This is a genomic window from Shewanella sp. Choline-02u-19, from assembly GCF_002836205.1.
Lineage (GTDB): Bacteria > Pseudomonadota > Gammaproteobacteria > Enterobacterales > Shewanellaceae > Shewanella.
In genome coordinates this window covers 416795-433117 of sequence record NZ_PJBE01000013.1, presented here as the reverse complement: position 1 = coordinate 433117, position 16323 = coordinate 416795, and the positions used below count along the sequence as shown (strand labels likewise).

The 16323-nt window shown below is 45.8% G+C and carries 14 protein-coding genes; 10 read left to right on the top strand and 4 right to left on the bottom strand.

What is annotated here, in order from left to right:
• Window positions 1–387 precede the first annotated feature (387 nt).
• On the bottom strand, window positions 388–2292 hold the full coding sequence (locus tag CXF83_RS08580; protein WP_101092302.1) for a propionyl-CoA synthetase: 1905 nt from the start codon (window positions 2290–2292) through the stop codon (window positions 388–390).
• Window positions 2293–2654: 362 nt separating this feature from the next.
• Between CXF83_RS08580 and CXF83_RS08575 the strand changes: the two genes are divergently transcribed.
• The 8 genes from CXF83_RS08575 (at window position 2655) to CXF83_RS08540 (ending at window position 11460) form a co-directional block, all read left to right on the top strand.
• Complete coding sequence (locus CXF83_RS08575; RefSeq protein ID WP_101092303.1) at window positions 2655–3053, top strand: MerR family transcriptional regulator; 399 nt, start codon at window positions 2655–2657, stop codon at window positions 3051–3053.
• 100 nt (window positions 3054–3153) lie between these two features.
• Window positions 3154–4323 carry an isovaleryl-CoA dehydrogenase gene (locus CXF83_RS08570; protein ID WP_101092304.1) on the top strand — a complete coding sequence of 390 codons (1170 nt, stop codon included), beginning with the start codon at window positions 3154–3156 and terminating at the stop codon, window positions 4321–4323.
• Between the two features lie 102 nt (window positions 4324–4425).
• A complete protein-coding gene (locus tag CXF83_RS08565) occupies window positions 4426–6033 on the top strand; it encodes a carboxyl transferase domain-containing protein (protein ID WP_101092305.1) in 1608 nt (535 codons plus the stop codon).
• A gap of 86 nt (window positions 6034–6119) precedes the next feature.
• Window positions 6120–6968 (top strand): enoyl-CoA hydratase-related protein, encoded by an 849-nt coding sequence (locus CXF83_RS08560; RefSeq protein WP_101092313.1) that lies wholly within the window; start codon window positions 6120–6122, stop codon window positions 6966–6968.
• Window position 6969: 1 nt separating this feature from the next.
• Complete coding sequence (locus CXF83_RS08555; RefSeq protein WP_101092306.1) at window positions 6970–9060, top strand: acetyl/propionyl/methylcrotonyl-CoA carboxylase subunit alpha; 2091 nt, start codon at window positions 6970–6972, stop codon at window positions 9058–9060.
• Window positions 9061–9963: a hydroxymethylglutaryl-CoA lyase gene (locus CXF83_RS08550; RefSeq protein ID WP_101092307.1), complete on the top strand. Its 903-nt coding sequence runs from the start codon at window positions 9061–9063 to the stop codon at window positions 9961–9963. It begins immediately after the preceding gene.
• 111 nt (window positions 9964–10074) lie between these two features.
• Window positions 10075–10791 carry a CoA transferase subunit A gene (locus CXF83_RS08545; RefSeq protein ID WP_101092308.1) on the top strand — a complete coding sequence of 239 codons (717 nt, stop codon included), beginning with the start codon at window positions 10075–10077 and terminating at the stop codon, window positions 10789–10791.
• A 12-nt stretch (window positions 10792–10803) separates the two neighbouring features.
• Entirely contained in the window at window positions 10804–11460 is a 657-nt protein-coding gene (locus CXF83_RS08540; RefSeq protein WP_101092309.1) for a 3-oxoacid CoA-transferase subunit B, read from the top strand.
• A 578-nt stretch (window positions 11461–12038) separates the two neighbouring features.
• Here CXF83_RS08540 and CXF83_RS08535 read toward each other — a convergent pair.
• The 3 genes from CXF83_RS08535 to CXF83_RS08525 all read right to left on the bottom strand — a co-directional run bounded on the left by CXF83_RS08535 (window position 12039) and on the right by CXF83_RS08525 (window position 13916).
• The gene (locus CXF83_RS08535) at window positions 12039–12665 is read right to left on the bottom strand and encodes a cysteine peptidase family C39 domain-containing protein (RefSeq protein ID WP_101089239.1); all 627 of its coding nucleotides are present in this window, start codon (window positions 12663–12665) and stop codon (window positions 12039–12041) included.
• Window positions 12666–13078: 413 nt separating this feature from the next.
• Window positions 13079–13357: a hypothetical protein gene (locus tag CXF83_RS08530; protein WP_101089238.1), complete on the bottom strand. Its 279-nt coding sequence runs from the start codon at window positions 13355–13357 to the stop codon at window positions 13079–13081.
• 124 nt (window positions 13358–13481) lie between these two features.
• On the bottom strand, window positions 13482–13916 hold the full coding sequence (locus CXF83_RS08525; RefSeq protein ID WP_101089237.1) for a hypothetical protein: 435 nt from the start codon (window positions 13914–13916) through the stop codon (window positions 13482–13484).
• Between the two features lie 243 nt (window positions 13917–14159).
• On the opposite strand from CXF83_RS08525, the gene CXF83_RS08520 reads away from it, so the two are divergent.
• Both CXF83_RS08520 and CXF83_RS08515 read left to right on the top strand, forming a co-directional pair.
• The gene (locus tag CXF83_RS08520; RefSeq protein WP_101097995.1) at window positions 14160–15050 is read left to right on the top strand and encodes a tyrosine-type recombinase/integrase; all 891 of its coding nucleotides are present in this window, start codon (window positions 14160–14162) and stop codon (window positions 15048–15050) included.
• Complete coding sequence (locus tag CXF83_RS08515; RefSeq protein ID WP_101089235.1) at window positions 15047–16147, top strand: IS91 family transposase; 1101 nt, start codon at window positions 15047–15049, stop codon at window positions 16145–16147. The genes CXF83_RS08520 and CXF83_RS08515 overlap by 4 nt, the downstream gene beginning before the upstream one ends.
• Window positions 16148–16323: the final 176 nt, after the last annotated feature.

Here is a 16323-nt window from a genome sequence, read left to right as displayed (position 1 = left end):
CAGGTCACAGAGGATTTTCCTATCTATTTTAGTCGTAAATTCAAACTATTTTACTCACTTGATAGGGTTTGTTTTGTTGTAGATTATACAGACTTTGGTAAGTAAATTACTAGCAACCTTAATCTTAGTCACGAGAAATTTACGATGTTGACGCTATCAACTTTGTACAAACCGCAGTCATACCTTATTGTTCACGAGTAAAAAATTACCGCAATAAGATACTGTTCCTTCGCATTCTCCGTCTGATAACACAACAAAAACGTTCTATTGATAAAATTTAAAATTTACAGAAGTGGGTTCTGGGAATAAGTACAAGCATGAACATAAAAAATGGCAAAGCCGTTTAACGACTTTGCCATAGAGTTTACTATTTAAATACCCATCCGCTTATATGTGCGCGTCGGCATACCCCATACGGGTCAAGGTGTTACGAACAATATCTAATGTGGCTGGATCTTCAATTGTGGCAGGCACATTGTATTTTTTGTTGTCGGCAATATTTCGCATTGTACCTCGCAAAATTTTACCTGAGCGTGTTTTAGGTAACTTTTGTACCGCGCTGACTAACCTAAAGGCGGCAACGGGGCCAATTTCTTGCCGTACTAGCGCCCTTAATTGTTGATTCAGTTCAGCTTCATTTAGGGTGACACCTTTTTTTAGTACCACTAATCCTAACGGCACCTGGCCTTTAAGCTCATCAGCGACGCCAATCACTGCAGCCTCGGCAACCGCCTCATGCTGGCATAACACCTCTTCAAATCGACCCGTCGATAAACGATGTCCAGCCACATTAATGATGTCGTCAATGCGACTCATGATATAAAGATAACCATCCTCATCTTTATATCCTGCATCTCCAGTGAGGTAATAACCCGGATACATCGACAAATAACTGTCTTTATAGCGCTGCTCGTTTTGCCAAAGCGTGGTTAAAGTACCTGGGGGCAATGGCAGCTTAATCACCACATTACCAGACTCGTTCGAGGCGACTTGGTCACCCATCATATCAACCACTTCAATTTGATAGCCAGGTACGGCCAGTGCAGGTGAACCCGCTTTTACCTCAACAGGCGCATATCCCATCAGGTTTGCCGCAACAGGCCAACCCGTTTCTGTTTGCCACCAATGATCGATAATCGGTTTTTTAAGCTTTTCTTCTGACCAATGCAGAGTGTCTGGATCGCAGCGCTCACCGGCCAGAAACACATATTTCAGACAGGATAAATCAATACCTTCAAGGTACTCGCCATCAGGGTCGTCTCGCTTAATGGCTCTTATTGCGGTCGGCGCTGTAAAAAAGCTTTTCACATTGTACTTTGCAATCGTGCGCCAAAATGCTCCAGGATCGGGCGTACCAATCGGCTTACCTTCATACATTAAGGTCGTAGCGCCTACCAGCAATGGCCCATAAACAATATAAGAGTGACCCACTACCCAGCCCACATCTGATGCCGCCCAAAAGCTATCACCAACGCCAATGTCATAAATATTTTTCATCGACCAAGCAAGCGCTACACTGTGGCCGCCATTGTCGCGAACAACACCTTTAGGTTGCCCCGTCGTCCCCGAGGTATAGAGGATGTAGAGTGGATCGGTGGCCTCTAACACCACGCAGTCGATGTTTGGCGCTGCAGCAACGCCTAGCTGCCAGTCAACATCTCGGCCTTGCTGTAATGAAGCTTCTAACTGGCTGCGGTTTAAGATTAAGCAGTGCCCTACTTTATGAGTCGCCTGCTCAAGCGCGTTATCCAGTAGCGGTTTATAAGCAACAACGCCTGACGGCTCAATACCGCACGACGCTGACAAAATCAGTTTAGGTTTGGCGTCGTTTATCCGCGTCGCCAGTTCATTGGCAGCAAAGCCCCCAAACACCACTGAGTGAATAGCACCAATGCGCGCACACGCCAGCATCGCATAGGCCGTTTCAGGCACCATCGGCATATAAATCAGCACTCGGTCGCCCTTTTTAACGCCGATAGAATCCATATAGCCTGCTAAGCGGCTGACTTGAGCTTGTAGCTCTAGATAAGTAATCCCATATTCAGTCTCTGTCACAGGGCTGACGTACTGAATAGCAATTTGAGATCCGCGCCCGGCAATCACGTGTCTATCAACCGCATTGAAGCAAGTATTCATCTTGCCGCCTTTAAACCAATGGTAAAAAGGTGCTTCGCTGTCATCAAGGACTTTATCCCAAGGTGATATCCAATCAATTGCTTGTGCAGCTTGCCCCCAAAACTGTTGTGGATTTGAGATTGAACTTGCATGTAATTGCGTGTTTTTATCTTTCACTATGCATACTCCAGTTAACGTCACCGCAGCGTAAACGTTGCCACATCGCGATGAGCCTTGTCCTTTTATTGCCTTTGAAACATTATGCTCCGCCGCTCATAAAATCCCCATTAGACCTTAGAATGAGTGGGTAAAAGAGTCATCCACAGCAATTTAAAGCAAATATAAAAATAGTTAACAACATGTTAACTAAGGATTTACCGAGCGATAAACCCTCTTAAAATCAAACGTATGTTTATCGAATGTGACTGTTATGGCACGCACAATTGACATGAAAACAGCGGTTACACCGCACCGCAAACTTTACCTTTACGTAAACTTCCTATATCGTGCAAGAAAAGTTAATAAATATGGTGTTATTAATGACTGAAAAACAGTTACCCCAAACGACGTACTCAATTAGTGATCTATCAAAAGAGTTTGATATCACGACTCGTAGTATTCGTTTTTACGAAGATCAAGGTCTTCTAAAACCTAAACGTCGTGGTCAAACTCGGATCTACAATTTGACCGAACGGGTCAGACTCAAACTCATTTTACGAGGTAAGCGTTTAGGTTTTTCATTAGCAGAAACAAGACGCTTATTCGAACTATACGATGCAGACAAAAACAGCAGCACACAGCTGCACACCATGCTCGAATTAGTGGAAGACAAAAAAGTCGCCCTACAGCAGCAAATGGACGATATAAAAGTGGTATTGATGGAGCTCAACTCGGCAGAACAGCAATGCCGTGATGCACTCGTGAACAATAGTCAGTAAAAACAGCACTTGATAACACCAACAAAATAACAAGCCTACGAGTATCACGACATAGATCAGTGAACTTGAATAAATGGACACATTGACAGGACACAAGCACATGACTCAACTCTACTCATCTCTAAATTTCGACCTTGGCGAAGACGTCGACATGCTACGCGACGCGGTACAAAATTTTGCTGCTAACGAAATAGCACCAATAGCCGCCAAAACGGATATCGATAACGCGTTTCCTAACGAGCTTTGGCCAGTACTCGGTGATATGGGTCTGTTAGGGGTCACCGTTGCAGAAGAGTACGGTGGTGCTAACATGGGCTACCTCGCACATGTCGTTGCCATGGAAGAGATTTCACGCGCATCAGCTTCTATCGGGCTCAGCTACGGCGCTCACTCAAATCTTTGTGTTAACCAGATAAACCGTAACGGTAGTAAAGAGCAAAAAGACAAGTACCTACCAAAACTGGTGACAGGTGAACACATTGGCGCCTTAGCCATGAGTGAGCCCAATGCCGGTTCAGATGTGGTTTCAATGAAACTGCATGCACGTAAAGAGGGTGACAGATACATTCTCAACGGCAACAAGATGTGGATCACTAACGGCCCAGATGCCCACACCTATGTTATCTACGCAAAAACGGACCTCGATAAAGGTGCACACGGAATTACCGCTTTTATTGTCGAACGCGGCTCTAAAGGCTTTAGCCAAGCACAAAAACTCGACAAGCTCGGCATGCGTGGTTCAAACACTTGTGAGCTTGTTTTTGAAGATTGTGAAGTCCCAGCAGAAAACATTCTTGGCGGCCTAAACAATGGCGTTAAAGTGTTAATGAGTGGGCTTGATTATGAGCGTGTGGTGTTGTCTGGTGGCCCACTTGGGATCATGACGGCGTGTATGGATATCGTCATACCTTACGTTCACGAGCGTGAGCAGTTTGGTAAATCTATTGGTCAGTTCCAGCTAGTACAAGGCAAACTTGCCGATATGTACACTGGCATGAACGCCGCAAAATCTTACATCTACAACGTCGCTAAATCATGTGACCGCGGTGAAACAACCCGTAAAGATGCCGCCGGCGCTATTTTGTATTCTGCGGAACTGGCGACCAAAATGGCACTCGATGCGATTCAACTGCTCGGCGGTAACGGTTACGTCAATGACTACGCCACTGGCCGCTTGCTGCGTGACGCTAAGCTTTATGAAATTGGCGCAGGTACATCAGAAATTCGCCGTATGCTCATTGGCCGCGAACTGTTTAACGAGTCAAAATAAACCAATAATAAGACTCGTTTAGCGAGTCATTAGAGCCCTAATTTGGAATAAGGGCGACAGCCACAACGTCGCTCTGGTTCCAACTTAAAAAGGATTGAAATTGTGACTCAACTCAGCAGTCGTATTAATTCCCGCAGCGATGAATTCAAAGCCAAATTTGATGACATGGCCGCCGTCGTTCAAGACCTAAAATCAAAACTACATCAAATTGAACAAGGTGGCGGCGACGTTGCTCGTGAACGTCACCTTTCACGTGGAAAGCTACTGCCGCGTCAACGTGTTGAGAAACTACTCGATCCTGGTTCTCCTTTTTTAGAAATATCACAGTTTGCCGCTTTCGAACTCTATGAAGACCTCGTCCCTGCTGCCGGTATTATTGCCGGTATAGGCCGAGTGAGTGGTGTTGAATGCATGATTATCGCCAACGATGCCACAGTTAAAGGCGGTACTTACTACCCTGTGACGGTGAAAAAGCATCTGCGAGCGCAAGAGATTGCCAGCCGTTGTCACCTACCCTGTATTTACCTTGTCGATTCAGGCGGCGCAAACTTACCCCGTCAAGATGAAGTGTTTCCAGACCGAGAGCATTTCGGGCGCATTTTTTATAACCAAGCGAAAATGTCGGCTAAAGGTATTCCGCAAATTGCCGTGGTGATGGGGCTTTGTACTGCAGGTGGTGCGTATGTTCCCGCGATGGCAGACGAGTCAATTATCGTTAAAGAGCAAGGCACCATCTTCCTTGCAGGTCCTCCACTGGTAAAGGCCGCCACCGGCGAAGAGGTCACTGCTGAAGAACTTGGCGGCGCTGAAGTACACACTAAAATATCCGGCGTTGCCGATCATCTGGCCCAAAACGATGACCATGCTTTAGAGCTTGCTCGCAAAGCCGTCACTCGACTCAATCATCAAAAACGGATTGAAGCACTACTGACGCCAACCAAACCACCAAAATTCGATATTAACGAACTTTATGGCATCGTCGGGACTGATCTTAAAAAGCCATTCGATGTTAAAGAGGTCATTGCTCGCGTCGTCGATGATTCTGACTTTGACGAATTTAAGGCCAATTACGGCGCCACCTTGGTGTGTGGTTTCGCGCGTATTCATGGCTACCCCGTCGGCATCATCGCTAACAATGGCATCTTGTTCTCTGAGTCTGCACAAAAAGGCGCCCACTTTATTGAGCTTTGCTGTCAACGCAAAATACCCCTGTTGTTTCTACAGAATATTACTGGCTTTATGGTCGGTAAAAAGTACGAACATGAAGGTATCGCCAAGCATGGTGCCAAGATGGTGACCGCAGTGTCATGTGCCAATGTGCCTAAGTTCACTGTCATCATCGGCGGCAGCTATGGCGCCGGTAACTACGGCATGTGCGGCAGAGCGTTTGATCCAACCATGATGTGGATGTGGCCCAATGCGCGCATATCGGTCATGGGCGGCGAACAAGCTGCCGGGGTGCTAGCCACCGTTAAACGTGATGGCCTTAAACGGAAAGGCATGGATTGGTCAGCTGAAGATGAGCAAAACTTCCGCAAGCCCATCGTTGAGCAATACGATAAAGAGGGTCACCCATATCATGCCAGCGCGCGTTTATGGGACGACGGTATTATTGACCCAGCACAAACTCGAGATGTTGTTGGTTTAGCCCTTTCTGCCGCATTAAATGCGCCAGTAGAAGACACTAAATTTGGGGTGTTCCGTATGTAATGGCTCGGCCATTGCTGCGACAGAAAGCAGAAGCTAAACCTTGGACCTAAACTGGGAACAACACAATGACTAATGAAACCCTACAAATGACCACTGAAAGACTTGCGCAGCAATGTCAGTATGTCAGCTGCACACTCGATAATGGCGTCGCTGAGCTTATCCTTGATCGCCCCGACAAACATAATGCGTTTGACGAAGTGATGATAAGCGAGATGATCCAAGTGCTTGAATACTTCGCTCACACTCCGCAATGCCAAGTGCTTGTCGTTAAAGCCAATGGTAAAAACTTCAGTGCTGGCGCCGATCTAAATTGGATGCGCAAACAAGCAAAAATGGATTTCGCGCAGAACCTTAGCGATGCCAACGAGCTCGCCAAGTTAATGTCAGTACTCGACAAATTCCCTAAGCCGACTATCGCTAAAGTACAAGGCGTCGCTTTTGGTGGCGCACTTGGCCTCATTTGTTGCTGCGATATCGCCATTGCCAATCCACGAGCCAGTTTTTGCTTAAGCGAAGTGAAGCTTGGACTCATGCCTGCAGTGATCAGCCCTTATGTCACTCGCGCCATGGGTCAACGTGCAGCGCGTCGCTATATGCTGACCGCCGAGCGATTCAACGTACAAAAAGCCATTGAGCTGCAAGTGATCCACGAAGTGGAAGATGACTTAGATGCTGCAGCAGCCCCTATCATTGCTGCGCTGCTCAGTAATAGCCCCCAGGGGATGGCATGGGCTAAGCGCTTACTGTCAACACTTGAAGACGGCGTAATAGATCAAACCACACTCGATTACACCAGTGAGCGTATTGCTAGCATTCGAGTTTCCATTGAGGCTCAAGAAGGCCTCAATGCATTCTTTGAAAAGCGCAGTCCCGACTGGTCTATCAGTCAAAAAGATGTACTCGATAACGCTGCTACCGCGCCAGGAGCCAAATAATATGTTTACCAAATTGCTAATTGCCAACCGTGGTGAAATTGCTTGCCGTATCATTAAAACAGCTCAAGCAATGGGCGTACGCACTGTGGCGCTGTATTCAGATGCCGACATTGACGCTCGTCATGTTGCCATGGCCGATGAGTCATTTTATCTCGGTGGCAGTGCGCCAGCGGATTCGTACTTAAAAGCAGATCTGATTATCGAGATTGCCAAGAAATCTGGCGCTCAAGCTATCCACCCAGGTTATGGTTTTCTATCTGAAAACGCCGAGTTCGCTTTAAAATGTGAACAAAGTGGTATTGCCTTTGTGGGCCCAAGTGCCGCAGCCATTGATTCTATGGGCAGTAAAAGCGCGGCAAAAGAGATTATGGGTGCCGCAAATGTGCCGTTAGTGCCGGGTTATCATGGCGATGCACAAGATGATGCCTTACTGATCGCCGAAGCCAACAAAATGGGATTTCCGCTGCTTATCAAAGCGGCCTATGGGGGGGGCGGTAAAGGCATGCGCATTGTTGAAAACAGTGGTGAAGTGCTTGAAGCAATTCAATCAGCAAGGCGCGAAGCCATAAGCTCATTTGGCAACGACAAGCTATTAATGGAGCGTTATTTACGCCAACCTCGCCATGTTGAAGTGCAAGTGTTTGCCGACAGCCAAGGTGACTGTATCTACTTATCCGATCGCGACTGCTCCATTCAGCGTCGCCATCAAAAAGTCGTCGAAGAAGCGCCCGCACCAGGCCTTAGCGATGCACTGCGCGTCAGCATGGGCGAAGCCGCCGTTGCTGCAGCAAAAGCCATTAATTACGAGGGTGCAGGCACGGTCGAGTTCCTACTGGATACCGACGGCAGCTTCTACTTTATGGAGATGAACACTCGTCTGCAAGTAGAGCACCCAGTCACCGAAATGGTCACCGGCCAAGACCTCGTCAAATGGCAGTTGATGGTCGCCAGTGGCAGTAAGCTGCCGTTAACACAAGATGAAGTGCGTATTCACGGCCACGCGTTTGAAGTGCGTATTTACGCCGAAGATCCACAAAATGACTTTTTGCCAGCCAGTGGCAAACTCAACTTTTTACGTGAGCCAGAGCAGAGCAAGTTTGTCCGTATTGACTCAGGTGTACGTGAAAATGATGTGATCAGTAACTTTTACGACCCGATGATCTCAAAGCTTATCACTTGGGATGAATCGCGCCCGCGTGCACTACAGCGCCTTGTTCATGCCCTTGCCTCATATCAAATTAGCGGCTTAAAACACAATATCGAGTTTCTGGCCAACATTGCTGAGCATGACGCCTTTAGTGACGCCAATTTTAGCACCGACTTTATTGCGCGTTATGGCGATGCATTAATTGGTCATGGTCTTAGCAACACTAAAACCAATGAACGCCAAACAGCCTTGGCATTAGCCGCGCTTTATCAGTTATGCGCCCGTAAAGAGGACGCTAAACGCTGTGCTATCAATAGTCACGACCCTTATTCACCTTGGGGAGCCGTCAGTGGCTTTAGACTCAATAGTGCCAGTGTGCATCAAGTCGCCTTGCTCGATGATGAGCAACAAGTTAATCACCTTGAGCTCACTGAAACTCAGCTCGGCGGTCAATCGGTCTACCAGCTCAATTTGAATGATAGCCAGTTAACGCTATCTGGTGAGCTCATCGGCGAAACCCTGCATGCTGAAATAGCCCTGAGCAGCAACTGCGCTCAAGCCATTAAGCGCACAGGGCATAAGATAAAAGTGCCCGTCAGCCAAGTAAGTGAAGACTTTACCCTATTTATCAACTCAAGCAGTTATCACTACCGCGCCATTCAGTCTGAAGTGGTCGAAGAGCAAGACAACTTAGAAGATAAGCTCAAAGCACCAATGAACGGCACTATCGTGACCCACCTAGTTGAAATGGGTGATAGCGTGGTTGCCGGACAAGGCATTATGGTGATGGAAGCGATGAAGATGGAATATACGATTGAAGCGCCATTTGATGGCACCGTCAGTGCGTTCTTCTTTAAAGCCGGAGAGCTGGTCAGTGACGGCATGTTACTCGCCGAAGTTGAGCCCACCTTTGTTGAATCGTCTTTAGCAGAGGAGCCAGCGTAAATGGCCTCTAATTCATACGCTAAACAAGTCAGCATATTTGAAGTCGGCGCCCGTGACGGTTTGCAAAACGAAAAGCCCGTCACCACGGCAGATAAGATTGTCTTGATTGAAGGTTTAGCCGCAGCGGGTGTAAAACGCATCGAGGCCGCAAGTTTTGTGTCGCCTAAATGGGTACCGCAAATGGCCGACTCGGCTGATGTGCTTAAAGGAATTACCCGTAACACTGGCGTGACCTACAGTGCCCTCACCCCTAATCTTAAAGGCTTGGAACTTGCACTTGCCGCCGGCGCCGACGAAGTTGCCATTTTTGGCGCGGCGTCAGAAAGCTTTAGCCAGCGCAATATTAACTGCTCGATAGAGGAATCAATTGAGCGCTTTATCCCAGTAATGGAGCTGGCTAAAGCCAATAATATCAGGGTGCGCGGTTATGTATCGTGCGTGCTGGGTTGCCCTTACGAAGGTCATATCGCCGTTAGTGAAGTGGCTCGGGTGTCTGAATTACTTTACAAAATGGGCTGTTATGAAATTTCGCTCGGCGACACCATAGGTGTTGGTACTGCGCATAATGCCCGGAAGATGGTGGAAGCTGTCGCCACTGTTGTGCCCGTTTCGCAACTGGCGCTGCATTTCCATGACACCTACGGTCAAGCACTCGCTAATATATTGGCCTGTTTAGAGACTGGCGTCAGCGTCATTGACTCATCGGTGGCAGGTCTTGGCGGTTGTCCTTATGCCAAAGGGGCATCGGGTAATTTAGCCACCGAAGACCTCGTCTATATGCTCCATGGTCTCGGTATTGAAACCGGTATCGATCTAAACAAACTTGCACTTGCAGGTAACAAAATTAGCCAAGCACTTGGACGCACGAATGGCGCCAAGGTCGCACAAGCACTCGCCGTTTAACGCAGAGTTGCTTACATATTTTAAAGAACTAGATTTTAAAGAATTAGTTTTTAGAGAGCCGCCTACCCTACAAGTTTTAAAAGTGGCTCTTTTAATAAGGAGATTATAACAATGGCAGGACTAAACAAGGTTGTCGGTAGTTATGAAGAGGCATTAAAAGGCCTCAGTAATGACATGACCGTCATGGTCGGTGGATTTGGCTTATGCGGTATTCCCGAAGGCTTAATCGCCGAGATGGTAAAAATGGGCGTAACAGGCCTAACGGCTATCTCTAACAACGCAGGCGTCGATGACTTTGGTCTAGGGCTGCTATTGAAGAGTCGCCAAATTGATACCATGATCGCCTCTTACGTTGGCGAAAATGCCACCTTTGAGCAGCAAATGCTCTCGGGAGAACTGAACGTGATCTTAACGCCTCAAGGCACTCTCGCAGAAAAAATTCGAGCTGGCGGTGCCGGTATTCCCGCGTTTTTTACCGCTACAGGATACGGTACGCCCGTCGCTGAAGGTAAAGAAACCCGCGAAATAGACGGTCGTCACTATGTATTAGAGCCTGCACTTAAAGCCGACTTTGCCTTAGTTCGCGCATGGAAAGCCGATACTATGGGTAACTTGGTGTTTCGTAAAACTGCCGCCAACTTTAATCCAATGATGGCTACGGCCGGTAAAATTACCGTGGTAGAAGCGGAGCACATTGTTGAGCCTGGTGAACTCGATCCAGACCATGTTCATACCCCTGGGATCTATGTAAACCGTATTATCCAAGGCACGTTCGAGAAACGTATCGAGCAACGTACCGTTAAAGCCGTCACTGACGCTAAAAGATAAGGAGGCTACACTATGGCATTATCAAGAGAGCAACTCGCGCAACGTGTAGCAAAAGAACTCCAAGACGGATTTTACGTCAATCTAGGCATAGGCATTCCAACATTAGTCGCCAACTACATTCCTGAAGGAATAGAGGTGATGCTGCAATCTGAAAATGGTTTACTCGGTATGGGCGAATTCCCAACCGAAGACACCATAGATGCCGACTTAATCAATGCCGGTAAGCAAACGGTAACCGCTGTTGATGGCGCCTCATTCTTCTCATCCGCAGAGAGCTTCGCTATGATCCGCGGCGGCCATGTTGATTTAACGGTACTGGGTGCATTTGAAGTCGACGAGCAAGGCTCTATCGCCTCTTGGATGATCCCAGGTAAGTTGATTAAAGGCATGGGCGGCGCGATGGATTTAGTCGCAGGCGCTGACAATATCATCGTCACCATGATGCACGCTGATAAAAAAGGTAACTCTAAGCTGCTCCCTAAATGCGAACTGCCACTCACCGGTTTTGGCTGTATCAAACGGGTACTGACGGATTTGGCCTTTATGGAAATAAAAGACGGCGCTTTCCATCTGCTTGAACGCGCTCCAGGGGTATCGGTTGAAGAGATCGTCTCTAAAACAGCAGGTAAGCTCGTTGTGCCAGAGCACGTGCCTGAAATGAGCTTCTAGACATTTTATGAGGTAACTTAGTGATTTGTTTACTAGGTGGCTTGTTTATTTAGTAATTTTGTCTTTAAGTAAAGTAGATTGCAGCGGTGCTTTACAGGATCTCAGCAATAAAAAACGCAGCTCATTAGCTGCGTTTTTTGTTTCGAGCAGAATTGAATATCGGCACATTGGATCAGGCTGCTGTTCGAGCACCTAAATACCACTAAGCAGCGGCTCTTCAATTCATATCTGGACAGAGATGAGATAGCTTAGCAGAACAACTTGGGAATAATTGGGAGTCATCCCGGCAAGGCTTCTGGGCCGGGTTCTAGTGCCATTACCTAAAACATCTACTTATGATGGAAAGCAGCTCATCCACTATGTTCCTTTGCAAGCCGCCGTGAATACCTCCATGTAGGCTCTGCTGAAAAATCCCTTTTTCAGAAGCTTGCACGTTCCACAGCAGATGATCTGCCAGCGAGTTTAGAGTAGCGTCTAGCTCATTTCTGGACAGAAACGTTTTAGAGATTCGAATCTAGCTCGTGAGGTTTCATTAGGAAACGTATGCTCAATAGCGCGACACTTTATCGCGTCATGTGTTATTGAGATGAACTGAAGCGGTCACAAGTTTGACATAAGTCTTCAATAACAAGTCTATTATTTCTATTTGCTAATTTAGTGAATGAAATATCGATGTCCTCACCACATGATGGGCAAGGCCTTGATTCAAAATCAAAAGTTGATATTGGTAGAATGGCGGTATTACCACCAACCTCATCATTCTCTCCACTTTTAGATCCCATTAATTCAAGCTCAGAAAGAGGTACACTCTTTCTTTTTTTGTTTTCAGGATCATTAATAATAACAAGATTGTTAGAAATGTTTTTAACTACTGAAAAATGTCCAGCAATACGATCTTCAAAAGACTTATGATTGATAATTGGTGCTATTCCTTTTTCATTACAGAATAACAGAAACGGCTGTAATGAAGAGTACCTAACAGTACAAGAACGAAGTCCAACCTTAGAAAGGTAAGCTCCTATTCTATAAGTTCTACAATACTCACGATGTAATTCTGGACTAATTGCTGAAACATTCTTCCAAACGTCATCAATGTCAGATTTTTTCCCTAAATAATGTTTAATGAGCATAACTGCACACGCTGCACCACATTTTGCAGAGTTCTTAGGTTGCTGAAAATAAGGTACGTCTATTAATTTCCCCATTAAATCCTCTCACACATAAACAAGTGGGGGCAAAGTAAACTTTTATAGAGAGATTGATAGGCACATATGATTGAATGACTTCTTCCCTAAATGGCGTACTCGATGATTGTGTTCGAAATCACCTAACTCTGACCTTAAGTTGTGATACTTTAATCTAACTTGTAGTTTTAGTTCAATAATTCACTCGAAGTTTTATTGGCTTTTTCGCTTCAAATAAATCATCTGTAAAATTGACAGGGCACTGACCACACTTTGCTATAAGTGAGTCTATCGCAATCTAGACAACTCAAAATTGGACAAAAGCGAGTTAGTGCTAAAGCTCTGAAAATGACTTTTGCCATTAGGGAAAGTATTGGGTAACGCCCACTTAAACGGAACATAGCCAACTGTTTATGTTCCGTTTAAAGTTCTTGTTAAATTGCCCATATTGAACAAGTAGTTTTACGGCCATTGTTATCAACCGCAGCTTGATTAGCATCTTGCTCTTTAATTTCTAACACTGATGAGTTTCTTTGTAGCCACTTTCCAAAATTAGCATTAAAAGAAATACTAGCTGGTATTCCTTTATTGCTGTGAAAGCCACCTTGATATAGCTCTAGAATATTTATAGTACTAGCCTCAGTAACACCTTCACTGCGCATATCATTAAGAACAGCTATCACTTTATCTTCGTAAACAGGGATGCTGTTCATAAGTACTTCTTCCATCGAAAGCAATTTATCGCCGCGCTAAGCAGACTAAAATTGTGGGTTGTAATTAGTAGCGAAGTTAAGTTTAACCTACTGTTTTAGTTCCGTTTTAAGCGCCTTGTTAGATTTATGTTTTAAGTACAGAGACAAGACCAATTGTTGCACCAATTAACCCTGTAAATATAGTAAAGTAGAAAGCTATAACCTCACGAGTTGCTTTTTGTTCTTCTCTTATTTTTGTACTCAAATAATGAATGCCATTTAAAGTTAATATTTTCACATCCCCACTTTTATCACCAAAATCATGATTAGTGTACATTGATGTATCTGTTTCACTTGGCATAGGGATAAGCAAAGAATCAGCTTTATTTTTGAAATATGATGTTTTTCTATATTCAATCCACATATCTAAATCGTGTTGCTGTGAAGCTAAATGAGAAAGGTGCCCTTGATCATCTTTACCATCATAACTTTTTTCAACTTCAACATACCCTTGTTCAAGTTTAGCAAGTCTCTTTTTTAAAAAATGTAGCTCTTTTCGATATTTTATATACGCGAACATATAATCTCCGAATTAATCTAACGCCAAATTAAGGTGTGAACAACGCTACCACCTTACCCAAACCATTGTGCCATAAACACCAAACTGACTTGAAATGAAGGCGCCAAGCGTTGTGAATCACTCTTAAATTTCTTGTTGAACGAAGCCGCTCTGCGGCAGAAAAGATAAAAGCCCTCTCTATCTCCCATCCTAAATACTTATTAGTACAGACCCTGTTAGGTCTTTACTACTAGGAGTATTATCATGGACACATTCGAACAACACCGCTTTGATTCTCTTTATGAACAACATCTTACCAACTTAACCCTACAAGGCAAGCGACCCGCCACCATCGATGCATATAGCCGTGCAGTACGGCGTATTGCCGCCTTCTTTGACCGTTGTCCCGACAACCTTACCACCGATGATTTAAAGCGTTACTTTGCTCAACTGATAGCATCACACTCGTGGAGCACCGTTAAGCTTGACCGTAACGGCTTACAGTTTTTCTATCGCCATGTGCTCAACCAACACTGGGAGTGGCTCAACATCGTTAAGCCTCCACAGGTCAACCGACTGCCCGATATCCTAACCCCAACTGAAGTTGCCATCGTTATAAGTCTCACACATAAGTTGCGATATCAGGTCTGCTTTCTGACCCTATACAGTATGGGGTTGCGCCTCGGCGAGGCCATTTCATTGCAAATAGGTGATGTGGATTCACAGATGATGCAGGTGCATATTCGCAATGCTAAAGGCGGTAAGGATAGATTGGTTCCTCTACCACAACGCACCTTATTAGCGCTGCGATATTACTGGCAAACTCATCGCCATCCACGCCTGATGTTTCCTGGTAAAGACGGTAAACCGGATTCGATGATAGATAAAGGCGGCATTCAGAAAGCCTTAAAACGAGTCATTGCTGAGTGCAATATTCATAAATCCATCAGTCCGCATAATCTGCGACATAGCTACGCAACCCATCTGCTAGAGCAAGGACTAGACCTGCGCTCAGTGCAAAGCCTGCTCGGTCATAACAGCCTCAACACCACCGCTCGTTACACCAAACTGACCCACATCACCCGTAAAAATACCGCTGAGGCAATTAACAAACTTGCTGATGATTTAATCTTGAAGTGGGAGTGCGACGTATGAAGTTCATCGATATTTTACGCGACCATCTTGATACCTTTAATCAGGCTTTTGATCAACAAATCACAACCTCGATGCGGCAAGCTATTTTCGCCATGCTCAGTTGTCGCACCAATACTGAGAGAACGAGTCAGTGGGCGTGTCAGAGTTGCCCTCATCATGCTGACTTTCCGTTGTCTTGTGGTCATCGCAGTTGCCCGCAATGTCAGCACAACACCACGAGCGACTGGCTGGCAAAACAGCAGGCTAAACTGTTGCCCGTGGAGTATTACATGGTCACTTTCACTCTGCCTTATGAGCTTAGAGTTACCGCCAAACATCAGCCTGAACTTGTCTATCAAGCCATGTTCACCGTCGCTGCTAGCGTGCTCAAGGAATTTGCTAAAAACGCAAAAAAACTCGGTGGTGACATCGGTTTTACGGGCGTGCTACATACCCATAATCGGCGACGCGACTACCATCCTCATATTCACTTCATCATTCCCGCGGGGAGTTTCAACAAAGCCAAACAACAGTGGCACAAGAACAAAGGCAAGTACCTGTTTAACAGTTTTAACCTCGCCAAAGTATGGCGAGCACGCTTGCTTGAGCAATTGACAGACAAGCTCAACATCAAGCTGCCAGCAGCCATCCCGAAACAGTGGGTTGTCGACTGCCAGCATGTTGGCAAAGGGCTACCTGCGCTAAAGTACCTGTCGAGATACCTCTATCGCGGCGTTTTGTCTGACAAAAGCATCATTAGTGCAACCGAAGATCAAGTGTCCTTCGAGTATCAAAATAGCCAAACCAAAGCCACTGAAATACGCACTTTACCTACGGTGGAGTTCCTATGGTTAGTGCTTCAGCATGTGCTACCGAAGGGATTACGTCGAGTGAGAGACTATGGATTACTGCAAGGAAGTTGCCGAAAACTAAGACTGCAAATACAGCTCATGCTAGCGGTTGCGGGAACGATGTTTGCGCCGTTCGAAAAAGCTACCAAAACCAAAGCTATACGACCTTGTCCCTGCTGCCAGCAGCCGATGACATTTATGGGAGTGCACGCACGACTGACAAGCTTTCTTAGGCAAAAACCAACGACACCTAACGCCACTGTTTAAGCGGAAGGATAAAAAAGTTAACACTTAAGATGCGGAACAAGAAAAGTATAAGGAGGTGCTAAGGCATTGATATGTTGAGGTAACGAAATTAGCTGGCGATGCTAAGGGATAGATGCGGCTAGTAAAAAATGCTACTGCTCAGCACACATCGAAAAAGCGTAAGATCTTACGCCGAT

Excerpts from the sequence above, each read along its gene's own strand:
- CXF83_RS08535 (WP_101089239.1), bottom strand. The coding sequence starts at position 12,665 with ATGGGGAAATTAATAGACGTACCTTATTTTCAGCAACCTAAGAACTCT.
- CXF83_RS08540 (WP_101092309.1), top strand. The coding sequence starts at position 10,804 with ATGGCATTATCAAGAGAGCAACTCGCGCAACGTGTAGCAAAAGAACTC.
- CXF83_RS08525 (WP_101089237.1), bottom strand. The coding sequence starts at position 13,916 with ATGTTCGCGTATATAAAATATCGAAAAGAGCTACATTTTTTAAAAAAG.
- CXF83_RS08520 (WP_101097995.1), top strand. The coding sequence starts at position 14,160 with ATGGACACATTCGAACAACACCGCTTTGATTCTCTTTATGAACAACAT.
- CXF83_RS08550 (WP_101092307.1), top strand. The coding sequence starts at position 9,061 with ATGGCCTCTAATTCATACGCTAAACAAGTCAGCATATTTGAAGTCGGC.
- CXF83_RS08530 (WP_101089238.1), bottom strand. The coding sequence starts at position 13,357 with ATGAACAGCATCCCTGTTTACGAAGATAAAGTGATAGCTGTTCTTAAT.
- CXF83_RS08570 (WP_101092304.1), top strand. The coding sequence starts at position 3,154 with ATGACTCAACTCTACTCATCTCTAAATTTCGACCTTGGCGAAGACGTC.
- CXF83_RS08555 (WP_101092306.1), top strand. The coding sequence starts at position 6,970 with ATGTTTACCAAATTGCTAATTGCCAACCGTGGTGAAATTGCTTGCCGT.
- CXF83_RS08560 (WP_101092313.1), top strand. The coding sequence starts at position 6,120 with ATGACCACTGAAAGACTTGCGCAGCAATGTCAGTATGTCAGCTGCACA.
- CXF83_RS08515 (WP_101089235.1), top strand. The coding sequence starts at position 15,047 with ATGAAGTTCATCGATATTTTACGCGACCATCTTGATACCTTTAATCAG.
- CXF83_RS08575 (WP_101092303.1), top strand. The coding sequence starts at position 2,655 with ATGACTGAAAAACAGTTACCCCAAACGACGTACTCAATTAGTGATCTA.
- CXF83_RS08545 (WP_101092308.1), top strand. The coding sequence starts at position 10,075 with ATGGCAGGACTAAACAAGGTTGTCGGTAGTTATGAAGAGGCATTAAAA.